12 protein-coding genes are annotated in these 12,734 nt (G+C 71.5%); 10 read left to right on the top strand and 2 right to left on the bottom strand.

Going from position 1 to position 12,734, the window contains the following annotated elements; genetic code table 11:
- Window positions 1-251: 251 nt before the first annotated feature.
- On the bottom strand, window positions 252-1,106 hold the full coding sequence (locus tag ACZ7J0_RS15575; protein ID WP_470887591.1) for an HAD family hydrolase: 855 nt from the start codon (window positions 1,104-1,106) through the stop codon (window positions 252-254).
- A gap of 492 nt (window positions 1,107-1,598) precedes the next feature.
- Here ACZ7J0_RS15575 and ssd point away from each other — a divergent pair, with 492 nt between their 5' ends.
- From ssd to ACZ7J0_RS15540, 7 genes are all read left to right on the top strand, one after another.
- A complete protein-coding gene (gene ssd, locus ACZ7J0_RS15570; protein WP_470887589.1) occupies window positions 1,599-2,702 on the top strand; it encodes a septum site-determining protein Ssd in 1,104 nt (367 codons plus the stop codon).
- Window positions 2,699-3,868 (top strand): TadA family conjugal transfer-associated ATPase, encoded by a 1,170-nt coding sequence (locus tag ACZ7J0_RS15565; RefSeq protein ID WP_470887587.1) that lies wholly within the window; start codon window positions 2,699-2,701, stop codon window positions 3,866-3,868. The genes ssd and ACZ7J0_RS15565 overlap by 4 nt, the downstream gene beginning before the upstream one ends.
- Window positions 3,826-4,758, top strand: coding sequence for a type II secretion system F family protein (locus ACZ7J0_RS15560; protein ID WP_470887585.1), 933 nt, complete (start codon window positions 3,826-3,828; stop codon window positions 4,756-4,758). The genes ACZ7J0_RS15565 and ACZ7J0_RS15560 overlap by 43 nt, the downstream gene beginning before the upstream one ends.
- A complete protein-coding gene (locus tag ACZ7J0_RS15555) occupies window positions 4,755-5,531 on the top strand; it encodes a type II secretion system F family protein (RefSeq protein ID WP_470887583.1) in 777 nt (258 codons plus the stop codon). The genes ACZ7J0_RS15560 and ACZ7J0_RS15555 overlap by 4 nt, the downstream gene beginning before the upstream one ends.
- Window positions 5,532-5,641: 110 nt before the next feature.
- The gene (locus tag ACZ7J0_RS15550; RefSeq protein WP_470887581.1) at window positions 5,642-5,845 is read left to right on the top strand and encodes a DUF4244 domain-containing protein; all 204 of its coding nucleotides are present in this window, start codon (window positions 5,642-5,644) and stop codon (window positions 5,843-5,845) included.
- Entirely contained in the window at window positions 5,832-6,227 is a 396-nt protein-coding gene (locus ACZ7J0_RS15545) for a TadE family type IV pilus minor pilin (protein ID WP_470887579.1), read from the top strand. The genes ACZ7J0_RS15550 and ACZ7J0_RS15545 overlap by 14 nt, the downstream gene beginning before the upstream one ends.
- A complete protein-coding gene (locus ACZ7J0_RS15540; RefSeq protein WP_470887577.1) occupies window positions 6,224-6,601 on the top strand; it encodes an Rv3654c family TadE-like protein in 378 nt (125 codons plus the stop codon). The genes ACZ7J0_RS15545 and ACZ7J0_RS15540 overlap by 4 nt, the downstream gene beginning before the upstream one ends.
- Here ACZ7J0_RS15540 and ACZ7J0_RS15535 read toward each other — a convergent pair.
- The gene (locus ACZ7J0_RS15535; protein WP_470887575.1) at window positions 6,528-9,020 is read right to left on the bottom strand and encodes a DEAD/DEAH box helicase; all 2,493 of its coding nucleotides are present in this window, start codon (window positions 9,018-9,020) and stop codon (window positions 6,528-6,530) included. The genes ACZ7J0_RS15540 and ACZ7J0_RS15535 overlap by 74 nt on opposite strands.
- 79 nt (window positions 9,021-9,099) lie before the next feature.
- Between ACZ7J0_RS15535 and ACZ7J0_RS15530 the strand changes: the two genes are divergently transcribed.
- The 3 genes from ACZ7J0_RS15530 to ACZ7J0_RS15520 all read left to right on the top strand — a co-directional run bounded on the left by ACZ7J0_RS15530 (window position 9,100) and on the right by ACZ7J0_RS15520 (window position 12,688).
- Window positions 9,100-9,453, top strand: coding sequence for an STAS domain-containing protein (locus ACZ7J0_RS15530; RefSeq protein ID WP_147979000.1), 354 nt, complete (start codon window positions 9,100-9,102; stop codon window positions 9,451-9,453).
- A gap of 92 nt (window positions 9,454-9,545) precedes the next feature.
- Window positions 9,546-10,004, top strand: a complete 459-nt coding sequence (locus ACZ7J0_RS15525) for an ATP-binding protein (protein ID WP_470887573.1) — start codon at window positions 9,546-9,548, stop codon at window positions 10,002-10,004.
- 287 nt (window positions 10,005-10,291) lie between these two features.
- Window positions 10,292-12,688 (top strand): sodium-translocating pyrophosphatase, encoded by a 2,397-nt coding sequence (locus tag ACZ7J0_RS15520; protein WP_470887571.1) that lies wholly within the window; start codon window positions 10,292-10,294, stop codon window positions 12,686-12,688.
- The last annotated feature ends 46 nt before the right edge of the window (window positions 12,689-12,734 follow it).

Here is a 12,734-nt window from a genome sequence, read left to right as displayed (position 1 = left end):
ATATCCGCCGAGTTACCATGCGTCCTCGATATGTGCCCATCAAGCGGGGACTTTGCCCATCGCCTGGTGCGGCTGGCCCGTAATCGACGGGTCGACGTCGCGTGGGTGCTCAGCTTCCATGCTCGGTCCGTGGGGCCTTCATGCTCAACAGGTAATCCTCTCGGATGCCTTGGTCTCGCGGGCCGTTGATTCCTTTCTACTCCTGTCGGGGTGGAAGGGGAAGTCCTGACCAGGCTTCTTTACTTTTAGGTTCAAATTCGGGCAAAGCGATCGGCAAGTGCCGCATTCCTCCGTCGGCTGGCGTACCAGACGAGACCGGCGGTGGCGGCGGCCGCTCCGACGGCCGCCGCCGCGACGAGAGCGGGCCGGGGCGGCATACGGAACGAGGGGATCCGCTGCTTGAGCCGGACCGGCCGGTTGAAGACGAGAATCGGCCAATCCCGCGCGGTGGCCTCCCGGCGCAGCGCACGGTCAGGGTTGACCGCGTAGGGGTGGCCCACCGACTCCAGCATGGGTACATCGGTGGCCGAGTCGCTGTACGCGTAACAGCGGGCCAGGTCGTATCCCTCGGACTCGGCCAGCTCGCGGATGGCCGCGGCCTTGGTGGGCCCGTAGGCGTAGTACTCCACCTCCCCGGTGAAGCAGCCGTCGTCGCCGACCACCATGCGCGTGGCGACCACGCGATCGGCGCCGAGCAGCTCGCCGATCGGCTCGACGACCTCGGCGCCGGAGGTGGAGACGATCACGACGTCACGTCCGGCGGCGTGGTGTTCCTCGATGAGGGACGCCGCCTCGTCGTAGATGATCGGGTCGATCAGATCATGCAGGGTCTCGGCCACGAGATCCTTGACCTGCTGCACGTTCCAGCCTTTGCAGAGCGCTGAGAGGTACTCGCGCATCCGCTCCATCTGGTCGTGGTCGGCACCGCCCACGAGGAAGACGAACTGGATGTAGGCCGTCCGCAGGACGGCGCGGCGGTTGATCAGCCCGCCTTGGTAGAAGGACTTGCTGAAGGTCAGCGTCGAGGACTTCGCAATGACCGTCTTGTCCAGGTCAAAGAAGGCAGCTGTGCGCGGCAACGAGTGGTTTTCCACGAGCTCGAGCATAGGTGCCCGCCATTCGGCGTACGCTGGGGCGCGTGGGTTTGCCTGAGAAGGCTCTCGGGTACACCATGGAAGTCACGGATCGTTCGCGACCGTGCTAACCCGGTCCGGCTCCTCCCCCCCCGAGTCGGCCGGAGAGACGACCCCCGCTCTCCCCCCCGGCGGGGGTCGTCGCATGTCCGGACGCGTTTTCGTCCGTCGAAACGGCGCCCGAGCCGCTCCTGTCGTTCGCATCGCCGTCACCCTCCGCTTGCAGAGACTCGTCACTCAGCGTAGCGGTTGCGCTGCTCTCCGGAAGTCGCCGGTATGGGCGATGAAGTTATTCACAGCTGGAGAGTTGTCCACAGTTTTTCAGCAAGATCCACACGATTTCCCGGATCGCCCCAGGGTGATTCCTGCCGCGAAGTTCGCGGGCAGCAGGAATCGCGATCTCACCGCGCACACCCATTGACGGGGAGATCGCGCGGAGATCGTACGGAGAGGGGGCGCGGGATCGTGGCCGGATTCATCACTTCCGATCGGCCGCCGACCGCCGAAGGGCGGCGGGCCGGACCGCTGATCGTGACCGAGGACATGGCACTGCTCGACGATCTGCTGCGGCTGTGCGCCGCCGCGGGGGCCGAGCCCGAAGTGCATCACGGGGTGCCGGAGCACCGGTCCGGCTGGGACGAGGCGCCGCTCGTCCTGGTGGGCGACGACGCGGCGGCGAGGTGCCGTGGAGCAACCCGCAGAAGCGGCGTGCTGCTGGTCGGCCGCGACCAGGACGACCCCGCCGTCTGGCGGCGGGCCGTGGAGATCGGCGCGGACTGTGTACTGCGGCTGCCGGACGCCGAGGGCTGGCTGGTGGACCGGATCGCCGACACCGTCGAAGGCGTGGGACGGCAGGCGCTGACGGTCGGGGTCATCGGCGGCCGGGGCGGGGCCGGTGCGTCGACACTGGCGTGCGCTCTCGCCCTCGCGGCGGCGCGTGCGGGCACGCGCACCATGCTCATCGACGGGGATCCGCTCGGCGGGGGCCTGGATGTCCTGCTCGGCGGCGAACAGGCCGAGGGTCGACGATGGCCGGATTTCGCCGCCTCGAAGGGGCGGGTGGCCGGTGGGGCGCTGGAGGAGTCGCTGCCGTCGGTGCGGGGACTGCGGGTGCTCAGCTGGGACCGGGGCGACTCGGTGGTCGTCGCGCCGGAGGCGATGAGGTCCGTTCTGGCCGCCGCTCGGCGGCGGGGCGGTGCCGTGGTCGTGGACCTGCCCCGCCGGATCGACGAGGGCGTGGCCGAGGCGCTGGCGCAGCTCGACATGGGGCTGTTGGTCGTGCCCGGTGAGCTGAGGGCGGTGGCGGCGGCGAACAGGGTCGCCTCGATGGCCGGCATGGTGCTGCGTGATCTCCGGGTGGTGGCCCGCGGACCGTACGCGGCCGGTCTGGACGCCCAGTGGGTCGCGGAGGCGCTGCGGCTCCCACTCGCCGGTGAACTGCCGGTCGAACCGGGCCTGTTGGAGGCGCAGGGCGGCGGAGCACCCCCGGGTGGCAGCGCACGGGGCGCGCTGGCCAGGTTCTGTGCGGCGTTCTGGGAGCGCGCGCTGGCCGCGGACGGTGTCTCATGACGGCGGCGCCGCCGGGCGGCGCGGGACTGCTGGACGCCGTACGGCAGCGGCTCGCGCAGAGCGGCGGGGAACCCACACCGGCCAGGGTCGCCGCGGCTCTGAGGGAGCAGGGAAGGCTGCTCGGGGATACGGAAGTGCTCGGTGCGGCCGAGGAGTTGCGGTGTGAGCTGGTCGGGTCCGGGCCGCTGGAGCCGCTGCTCGCCGACCCGTCGGTGACCGATGTGCTGGTGTCGGCGCCCGACCGGGTCTGGGTCGACCGGGGCGCGGGGCTCGAACTGACCGGCGTGTCCTTCTCGGATTCTTCGGCCGTCCGGCGCCTGGCCCAGCGTCTCGCGGCCGTGGCAGGGCGGCGGCTCGACGACGCCCGCCCCTGGGTGGACGCCCGGTTGCCGGACGGCACCCGGATGCACGCGGTGCTGCCGCCGGTGGTGGTCGGTTCGACATGCCTGTCGCTGCGGGTGGTGCGGCCGAGGGCCTTCTCCCTGGACGAACTGATGGCGGCCGGCACGGTGCCGCCGGGCGGGGACCGGGTGCTGAGGGCGCTGATCGCGGCCAGGGTCTCGTACCTGATCAGCGGTGGCACCGGCTCGGGCAAGACGACACTCCTGTCCACCCTGCTGGGGCTGGTGGGGGAGCGGGAGCGGATCGTACTGGCCGAGGACTCGGCCGAGTTGAGGCCCGACCATCCGCATGTGGTGCGGCTGGAGGCCCGCCCGGCGAACCAGGAGGGCGCGGGTCGCGTGACCCTTCGGGACCTGGTCAGGCAGGCGCTGCGGATGCGGCCCGACCGGCTGGTGGTCGGAGAGGTGCGCGGAGCCGAGGTCACCGACCTGCTCGCCGCGCTCAATACGGGCCACGAAGGGGGCTGCGGCACCGTGCACGCCAATACGGCGGCGGACGTGCCGGCGCGGCTGGAGGCGCTGGGGACGGCGGCGGGCCTGGACCGGGCGGCGCTGCACAGCCAGGTGGGCGCCGGCCTCTCGGCTGTCCTGCATCTCGCCAGGGACAGCGCCGGTCGGCGGCGCATCGCCGAGGTGCACGTCCTGGAGCGTGATTCGACGGGATTGGTGGTGACGGTACCGGCACTGCGCTGGGGACCGGAGGGCTTCACGGAAGAACGGGGATGGGAGCGGCTGCGGTCGCAGATCGGGGGTGCGGGGTGGTGACGACGACGCAGTTGGCCTTCGCGGTGGCGCTGTGCGCGAGCGCGGCGCTGTGGCTGCTGGTGGACCAGCGGCGGGGGACGCGGCGGGCACGACTGGTGCTGGTGGGCATGGGTGGCGGCCCAGGGACGGGGGCGGGCGCGGGAGGGGACACGGGTGTTGCGGGGGTGCCGGTGTCGCGGGTCCGGGAACGCTGGTGGCCGTGGCTGCGTGCGCGGCCCGAATGGCTCTGCCCGGTCGGGGGGCTGCTGCTCGCCGTACTGGGCGACTCGGTCCTGCCACTGGTCGCCGGGGTGGCAGCGGTACCGCTGGTGGGGCGGCGGCTGCGGGCCCGGGAGCGGGGGAAGTCCCGGCAGGCGCGGGTGGACGCGGTGATTGCCCTGTGCGGGACGGTCGCGGGCGAGCTGCGGGCCGGATGGCAGCCGGCGCAGGCGCTGATGTTCGGGGCCGGGTCCACGGGCGCGCTGGGCGGCGCCGAGGCCCAGGTGTTGGCGGCGGGCCGCTTCGGCGGAGACGTGCCGAAGGCGCTGCGGACGGCATCGAGGGAAGAGGGGGCGGAAGGGCTCGCCGGGATGGCGGCCTGCTGGCAGGTGGCCGTGGACGGGGGTGCGGGTCTGGCGGCCGGGCTGGACCGGCTGGAAGCGGCGCTGAGCGAACGCCGGGACCAGCGGGAGCGGTTGCGGGCCCAGCTGGCGGGGGCCTGGGCCACGGTGGCGGTGCTGGCGGTGTTGCCGGCGCTCGGTCTCGCGCTCGGGGCCGCGCTGGGGGCGGACCCGCTCCGGGTGCTGCTGCACACGCCTGCGGGGCTGGTGTGCCTGGTCGTGGGTGGCCTCCTGGAGGCCGGGGGGATCGCGTGGGCCGCCCGGATCGTGCGGGCTGGGGAGGAGCCGTGACCGGGGAGGTCGTCCACAGGCTGGGGGTAGTTCTCGCGGCACTGGCCGGGGCGGCGTGGCTGATCGGTTCGATCACCCGGCGGAGGGAGGAGGCGCGGGCTCGCAGGCGCATCGCGGCGCTGCTGCGGACCGCGGCGGAGGCCGAGAGGGCACGGGAGCGGCGTCGGCGGCCCGACTACGGGCGCTGGGCGAGGCGGTGGGGCGGCCCGCTCGGGGCGGTTGTCACCGGCTACGTCCTGATCGGTGGATTCGTCGGCTGTCTCGTGGGCCTCGCGGGGGCGTACGGCGTGTTCCGCAGGCAACAACGACCGGGGCCGGTACGAGCCGACGGTGAGGTGGCGTCGCAACTTCCCCTGGCCGCGGACCTGCTGGCGGCCTGCGCTTCGGCCGGGGCCGGGCCGCGCGAAGCGGCCGAGGCGGTCGGCTTGTCCCTGGGCGGGCCGGTGGGGGAGCGGCTGTCGCGGACGGCGGCCGAGCTGAGGCTCGGTGGTGAACCCGCCGAGGTGTGGCGGAGGTTCGGGGAGATACCGGGGGCGGAGGGGTTGGCCCGCTGTCTGGAGCGGGCGGGTTCCTCGGGGGCGCCCGCGGCCGAGCCGGTGTCGAAGCTCGCGGCAGGGCTCAGGGCGACCCGGGCGAGGGAGGCCGCGACACGCGCGCAGCGCGCACAGGTCCTGATCACGGCGCCGGTGGGGCTGTGTTTCCTGCCCGCTTTTCTGGCGGTGGGAGTGGCGCCGGTGGTGATCGGTCTGGCGAGCGGACTGCTGCGGGGCTGACGACGACGGCCCGACGGCCCGACAACACGACATGCGAACGCGGCAGACCGCACAGCAGATCAACAGAGCAATTCAGCACACGAACACGGCAGATGACCACGGGGGTTGATATGTGGAAGCAGCTGAAGAACCGCTTTTTTCGGGGCGTGCTGCGCCGGAGGCGGGAGGACGCGGGGATGACCACGGCGGAGTACGCGATGGGGACGCTCGCCGCCTGCGCCTTCGCGGCCGTCCTGTACAAGATCGTCACCAGTGACACGGTGTCGGGCGGGCTGGAGTCAGTGATCGGGAAGGCGCTCAATGCGCAGTTCTGAAGTGTCCGGGGCCGGAGCCGACCGGGGTTCGGTGACCGCGGAGGCGGCCATGGTGATCCCCGCGATGGTGGTCTTCACGACGGCGCTCCTTTGGGGGCTGCTCGCGGCGGCCGCGTACATCCAGTGCGTGGACGCGGCGAGGGCCGGGGCGCGGGCGGCGGCCCGGTCGGAGCCGCCGGGGGCAGCGGTGGCGGCCGCCCGTTCGGCGGCTCCGGACGGCGCCGACATTTCGGTTCGCCGGTCGGGGGAGCTGTGGCGGGTGACGGTCGAGGCGCCGGCGCCGGGGCCCGGCGGTATGGGGCTGACTCTGCGGACGCAGGCGACGGCCCTCGCCGAGGACACGGTGGGCGCGGACCCTCTGGAGCAGGAGGTGGGGCCGTGAGGGGAGGCGAGAGGGGCTCGGCGACGGTCTGGACAGCCGTGGCGGTGAGCGCGATGTGCGCGGTGTTCGCGGTTGAGCTGGCCCTGGGGCAGGCGGTGGCCGCGCGTCACAGGGCTGGTGGGGCCGCCGACCTGGCGGCGCTGGCCGCCGCGGACCGGGCTCTGTGGGGCCAGGAGGCCGCCTGTGCGGCCGCTGAGCGGGTGGCGGGGGCCCAGGAGGCAGAAGTGGTCAGCTGCGCGCTGAGGGGCGGTGTGGCCGATGTGACGGCCCGGGCCCGGTTCGGTGCCTACGCCCCGACGGTCAGGGCGCGGGCGGGGCCTCCGGGTCCTGGTGCGGGGCTGCCGGATCCGGGGCTTCCCGCAGCAGCTCCGTGAGGAGGCGGACGGCTCCGCGCTTGTGCAGCGGATCGTTGCCGTTGCCGCACTTGGGGGACTGGATGCAGGACGGGCAGCCCGCTTCGCACTCGCAGGAGGCGATGGCCTCGCGGGTGGCGGTGAGCCACTCGCGGGCGGTGTGGAAGGCCCGCTCGGCGAAGCCGGCGCCACCCGGATGGCCGTCGTAGACGAAGACGGTCGGCAGCAGGGTGTCGGGATGGAGCGGGACGGACACTCCGCCGATGTCCCAGCGGTCGCAGGTGGCGAAGAGCGGCAGCATGCCGATGGAGGCGTGTTCGGCGGCGTGCAGGGCGCCTCCGAGCTGCTCGGGGTTGACCCGGGCGGCGTCGAGCTGGTCCTCGGTGACCGTCCACCACACCGCGCGGGTGCGCAGGGTCCGGGGTGGCAGGTCGAGTTTCGTCTCGCCGAGCACTTCCCCGGTGATGAGACGGCGGCGGAGGAAGGAGACGACCTGGTTGGTGACCTCGACGGAGCCGTAGCAGAGACGGCCGGCTCCCCAGGGGATCTCGGTGTCGGTGTCGAGGACGGAGATGGAGGTGGTGTCGCGGGCGGTGGTGGAGTACGGCGGGCTGGCCTCCTCGACGAGGGCCACCGAGTCCTTCAGATCGAGCTCCCTGACCAGATAGGTGCGGCCCTGGTGGAGATGGACGGCACCCTCGTGGACGGCGGCGTGGGACGCCGGCTCGTCGACCGTGCCGAGGAGGCGGCCGGTGCCGGCCTCGACGATCTGGACGGGACGACCGCCCTCGCCCCGGATGTCGGTGAGGTCGGCGGCACGCTCGCGGCGGGTCCAGTACCAGCCGGAGGCGCGCCGGCGCAGCAGTCCGGCCGCCTCCAGCTGGGGCAGCAGCTCGGGCACGGCGGGGCCGAACAGAGTCAGGTCCTCCTCGGTGAGCGGGAGCTCCGAGGCGGCCGCGCACAGATGGGGGGCGAGGACGTAGGGGTTGTCGGGGTCGAGGACGGTCGACTCGACCGGCTGGTCGAAGAGCGCCTCGGGGTGGTGGACGAGGAAGGTGTCCAGCGGATCGTCGCGGGCCACCAGGATCGCCAGGGCGCCCTGGCCGGAGCGTCCGGCGCGGCCGGCCTGCTGCCAGAGCGAGGCGCGCGTGCCGGGATATCCGGCGATGACGACGGCGTCGAGGCCGGAGACGTCGACACCCAGTTCCAGGGCGGTGGTCGCGGCCAGACCGAGGAGTTCCCCCGAGTGCAGGGCCCGCTCCAGGGCCCGGCGCTCCTCGGGGAGGTAGCCGCCCCGGTAGGCGGCGACACGCCCGGGCAGCGAGCGGTCCACTTGGCCCAACCGCTCCTGGGCGATCACCGAGATCAGTTCGGCGCCCCTGCGGGAGCGTACGAAGGCGACGGTGCGGACGCCCTGGACGGTCAGGTCGGTGAGAAGGTCCGCGGTCTCGGCCGTGGCGGTACGCCGAACGGGGGCACCCTGCTCGCCCTGGAGTTCGGTGAGCGGCGGCTCCCACAGGGCGAAGACGAGCTCACCGCGCGGTGAGGCGTCGTCGGCGACCTCGGACACCGGCAGGCCGGTGAGGCGGCCGGCGGCCAGGGCGGGCTGGGCGGCGGTGGCGGAGGCGAGGAGGAAGACGGGATGGGCGCCGTAGCGGGAGCAGACACGCCGCAGACGGCGCAGGACCTGGGCGACATGGGAGCCGAAGACGCCCCGGTAGGTGTGGCACTCGTCGATCACGACATAGCGCAGGGCGCGCAGGAAGGAGGCCCAGCGCGGGTGGGCGGGCAGGATGCCGCGGTGGAGCATGTCGGGGTTGGTCAGTACGTAGTTCGCGTACTGCCGGACCCACTCGCGCTCCTCCACGGGCGTGTCGCCGTCGTAGACAGCGGGCCGGATGCGGTTGCCGAGAGGGGCCGCCAGTTCCCGTACGGCGCGCCGCTGGTCGGCGGCCAGGGCCTTCGTGGGGGCGAGGTACAGCGCGGTGGCGCCTCGCCCGTTGGCGGCCTCGGAGCCGTCCAGCAGGGTGGTGAGCACGGGGGCCAGATAGGCCAGCGATTTGCCGGACGCGGTGCCGGTGGCGATCACCACGGACTCGCCGTCCAGGGCGTGCTCGGCGGCCTCTGCCTGGTGGGCCCAGGGGTGGTCGATGCCCGCTTGCTGGATGGCACTGATCACTTCGGGTCGGATTCGATCAGGCCAGAGGGCATGACGACCCGGTCTCGGGGGCAAGTGCTCCGTATGGGTGATGCGCGCAGCCCGACTCTCCCCCGCGGTGAGCCGGTCGAGGACCGTACGGGGAGTGGGGCGGGTGTCCCCGCTCTCGGGTCGTCGGCTGGGACGGTGATTCTTGGCCATCGGCACCGAGTCTGTCACTGGCGTGACGGACAATGCTCCCAAGGCGTCGTGCATGGCTGTTGGTAAGTGATTGAATGCCATCGCGGCTGGCGATCCGTCCCCTGGCTCCGTCGGGGAGACCCGAGGGGCGACCGCCCGATAGCAAGGTGCTGGAGGATCCGTGGACCTGTCCCTGTCGACTCGCAACGTGTCTGGACCGAGTGGCGACCGTACGGTCGTCGAGGTCGGTGGCGAGATTGATGTGTATACCGCGCCCAAGCTGCGCGAGCAGTTGGTCGAGTTGGTGAACGACGGCAGCTACCACCTGGTCGTCGACATGGAGGGTGTGGACTTCCTCGACTCGACCGGCCTCGGCGTGCTCGTGGGCGGTCTGAAGCGCGTGCGCGCGCACGAAGGCTCGCTGCGCCTGGTCTGCAACCAGGAGCGCATTCTCAAGATCTTCCGGATCACGGGCCTGACCAAGGTGTTCCCCATTCACACCACGGTCGAAGAGGCCGTCAACGCCACCGACTGAAGTCGCCCCGCGACTTCATGAGGAACGACAGGGGTGCCGGGCGGCCAGCCCGGTCCCCTGCGAAGCACGCCCTTATGTCCGAGGGGGACCGCATGGCCACCGTTGAACTCCGCTTCAGCGCCCAACCCGAGCACGTCAGGACCGCCCGTCTGGTGGCGGCCGCGGTGGCGCGCCGGGCCGGGGTCGACGAAGCCGTCCTCGACGAGGTCAGACTCGCCGTGGGCGAGGCGTGTTCCCGCGCTGTCGGACTGCACCGCAGCAACGGCGTGACCGCGCCGGTCCGCGTCGTGCTGACCGAGGAGGAGAAGACCTTCTCCATCGAGGTCGGCGACGAGGTGCCGGGCGCGGGGGTGGCGGCGGCCGACGCGGCCGGTGTCCCCGGTTCGCGCAGTGGCGCCCCCGCCGAGGACTTCGACGACGCCGAGGGCGAGGACCAGATGGGCCTCGCGGTCATCAGCGGGCTCGTCGACGACGTCGAGGTGTCCGCCGGCGAGCGCGGCGGCGTGATCCGGATGAGCTGGCCGACAACATCGGCCATTGTTCTGCCCTAGATTCACTCGTGCCCCTGGCGCCAGGGTCCCCCCGCCTGTTCCGCGGGGAGCTCCGGCGGCGGTGCGTCCCGAGAGGCCCTGCTGAGCAGGGCCTTTTTTCATTTATCTAGATCATTGATCAAGTGTCAATGCATCTGGCCCATTACTCATTTCGTGGCCACTTTCGGAACCCGATCATTTGCTGAGTAGCGCTCGAAGGTCAATTCCGTTTGCGGCGCCCTGTTTTGATCAGGTCCCGCTACCTACAATCCGTCCACATCTTGAGCTCTGAGCGTCAAGGAGGACGAATGGCGGGGCTCTTCAACCCTGAACTGACCGACCACCCCACTACTTTCGCAGCCGCGGTACTCACCGACGAGAACCGGACGATCGTGATCGTCATCGCGGCCGTCGCCCTGGCGGCGTTGATCGTCGCCCAATTGCTGACACGCCAGGTGCTGGCTGCCGGCGAGGGCACCGATTCCATGAAGAAGATCGCGGCAGCCGTACAGGAAGGCGCGAATGCCTATCTGGCACGGCAGTTGCGCACCCTCGGCATCTTCGCCGTCGTGGTGTTCTTCCTGCTGATGCTGCTTCCGGCCGACAACTGGTCGCAGCGGGCCGGGCGTTCGTTGTTCTTCCTGGTGGGTGCGCTTTTCTCGGCGGCCACCGGATACATCGGTATGCGTCTGGCCGTACGAGCAAATGTGCGTGTGGCGGCCGCCGCGCGTGAAGCCACACCCGCGGAGGGCGAGCCGGCGAAGGATCTGACGGCTGTCTCGCACAAGGCCATGAAGATCGCTTTCCGTACGGGCGGTGTGGTCGGCATGTTCACGGTGGGCCTCGGCCTGCTCGGTGCCTCCTGCGTGGTCCTCGTCTACGCGGCCGACGCGCCCAAGGTGCTGGAGGGCTTCGGCCTCGGCGCCGCGCTGATCGCGATGTTCATGCGTGTCGGCGGTGGCATCTTCACCAAGGCCGCCGACGTCGGCGCCGACCTCGTCGGCAAGGTCGAGCAGGGCATCCCCGAGGACGACCCGCGCAACGCCGCCACGATCGCGGACAACGTCGGCGACAACGTCGGTGACTGCGCCGGCATGGCCGCCGACCTCTTCGAGTCGTACGCGGTGACCCTCGTCGCCGCGCTCATCCTCGGCAAGGCCGCCTTCGGCGACCTCGGGCTGGCCTTCCCGCTGATCGTCCCGGCGATCGGTGTGATCACCGCGATGATCGGCATCTTCGCGGTCTCCCCGCGTCGCGCGGACCGCAGCGGCATGACCGCCATCAACCGCGGCTTCTTCATCTCCGCGGTGATCTCACTCGCACTGGTGGCCACGGCGGTCTACGTCTACCTGCCGTCCTCCTACGCCGAGCTCAAGGGCGTCACCGAGGCCGCGATCCTGAGCCACTCCGGCGACCCGCGCATCCTGGCCCTGGTGGCCGTCGCCATCGGCATCGTGCTGGCCGCGCTCATCCAGCAGCTCACCGGGTACTTCACCGAGACCAGCCGACGCCCCGTGCGGGACATCGGCAAGTCCTCGTTGACCGGGCCCGCCACGGTGGTGCTCGCGGGCATCTCCATCGGCCTGGAGTCCGCGGTCTACACCGCGCTGCTCATCGGTCTCGGCGTCTACGGCGCGTTCCTGCTCGGCGGCACGTCGATCATGCTCGCGCTGTTCGCCGTGGCCCTCGCCGGTACCGGTCTGCTCACCACGGTCGGCGTGATCGTCGCCATGGACACCTTCGGGCCGGTCTCCGACAACGCCCAGGGCATCGCCGAGATGTCCGGAGACGTCCAGGGCGCGGGTGCCCAGGTCCTCACCGACCTCGACGCCGTCGGAAACACCACCAAGGCCATCACCAAGGGCATCGCCATCGCCACGGCCGTACTGGCCGCGGCGGCGCTCTTCGGCTCGTACCGCGACGCCATCGCCACGGCGGTCGGGGACGTCGGCGCCAAGGCGAGCGAGATGAACCTGACCATGGACATCTCGCAGCCCAACAACCTGGTCGGGCTGATCCTCGGCGCGGCGGTCGTGTTCCTCTTCTCGGGGCTCGCGATCAACGCCGTGTCGCGTTCCGCCGGCGCGGTGGTCTACGAGGTGCGGCGGCAGTTCCGCGAGCACCCCGGGATCATGGACTACACCGAGAAGCCCGAGTACGGGCGCGTCGTCGACATCTGCACCAAGGACGCGCTGCGCGAACTCGCCACGCCCGGGCTGCTCGCCGTGATGGCGCCGATCGCGGTCGGCTTCAGCCTCGGCGTCGGAGCGCTCGGTTCGTACCTCGCCGGCGCGATCGGCACCGGCACCCTGATGGCCGTCTTCCTGGCCAACTCGGGTGGCGCCTGGGACAACGCCAAGAAGCTGGTCGAGGACGGGCACCACGGCGGCAAGGGCAGCGAGGCCCACGCGGCGACGGTCATCGGCGACACGGTCGGCGACCCGTTCAAGGACACCGCGGGCCCGGCCATCAACCCGCTGCTGAAGGTCATGAACCTGGTGGCACTGCTGATCGCCCCGGCGGTCGTGCAGTTCAGCTACGGAGACGACGCCAGCGCCGGTGTACGGGCGGCGGTCGCGGCGCTCGCGATCATCGTCATCGTCGGTGCGGTGTACGTCTCCAAGCGCCGTTCCGTCGCCGTGGGTGACGAAGGCAACGCGGCTGAGCGTACGGCCACGTCACAGGACCCGGCGGTGGTTTCGTAACACCTGGTCAAAGGGCGGGCGGACAACGCGTACTGACGCGTCGTCC

It is taken from the genome of Streptomyces sp. NPDC038280, assembly GCF_055600045.1.
The sequence above is the reverse complement of the archived record's forward strand: the minus strand, read 5'-3'. Positions and strand labels throughout refer to the sequence as shown.

Coding starts and splice junctions, on each gene's coding strand:
- ACZ7J0_RS15545 (WP_470887579.1), top strand. CDS start 5,832: ATGCGCAGTTCTGAAGTGTCCGGGGCCGGAGCCGACCGGGGTTCGGTG.
- ACZ7J0_RS15560 (WP_470887585.1), top strand. CDS start 3,826: ATGGGAGCGGCTGCGGTCGCAGATCGGGGGTGCGGGGTGGTGACGACG.
- ACZ7J0_RS15535 (WP_470887575.1), bottom strand. CDS start 9,020: ATGGCATTCAATCACTTACCAACAGCCATGCACGACGCCTTGGGAGCA.
- ACZ7J0_RS15550 (WP_470887581.1), top strand. CDS start 5,642: ATGTGGAAGCAGCTGAAGAACCGCTTTTTTCGGGGCGTGCTGCGCCGG.
- ACZ7J0_RS15525 (WP_470887573.1), top strand. CDS start 9,546: ATGGCCACCGTTGAACTCCGCTTCAGCGCCCAACCCGAGCACGTCAGG.
- ACZ7J0_RS15520 (WP_470887571.1), top strand. CDS start 10,292: ATGGCGGGGCTCTTCAACCCTGAACTGACCGACCACCCCACTACTTTC.
- ACZ7J0_RS15565 (WP_470887587.1), top strand. CDS start 2,699: ATGACGGCGGCGCCGCCGGGCGGCGCGGGACTGCTGGACGCCGTACGG.
- ACZ7J0_RS15575 (WP_470887591.1), bottom strand. CDS start 1,106: ATGCTCGAGCTCGTGGAAAACCACTCGTTGCCGCGCACAGCTGCCTTC.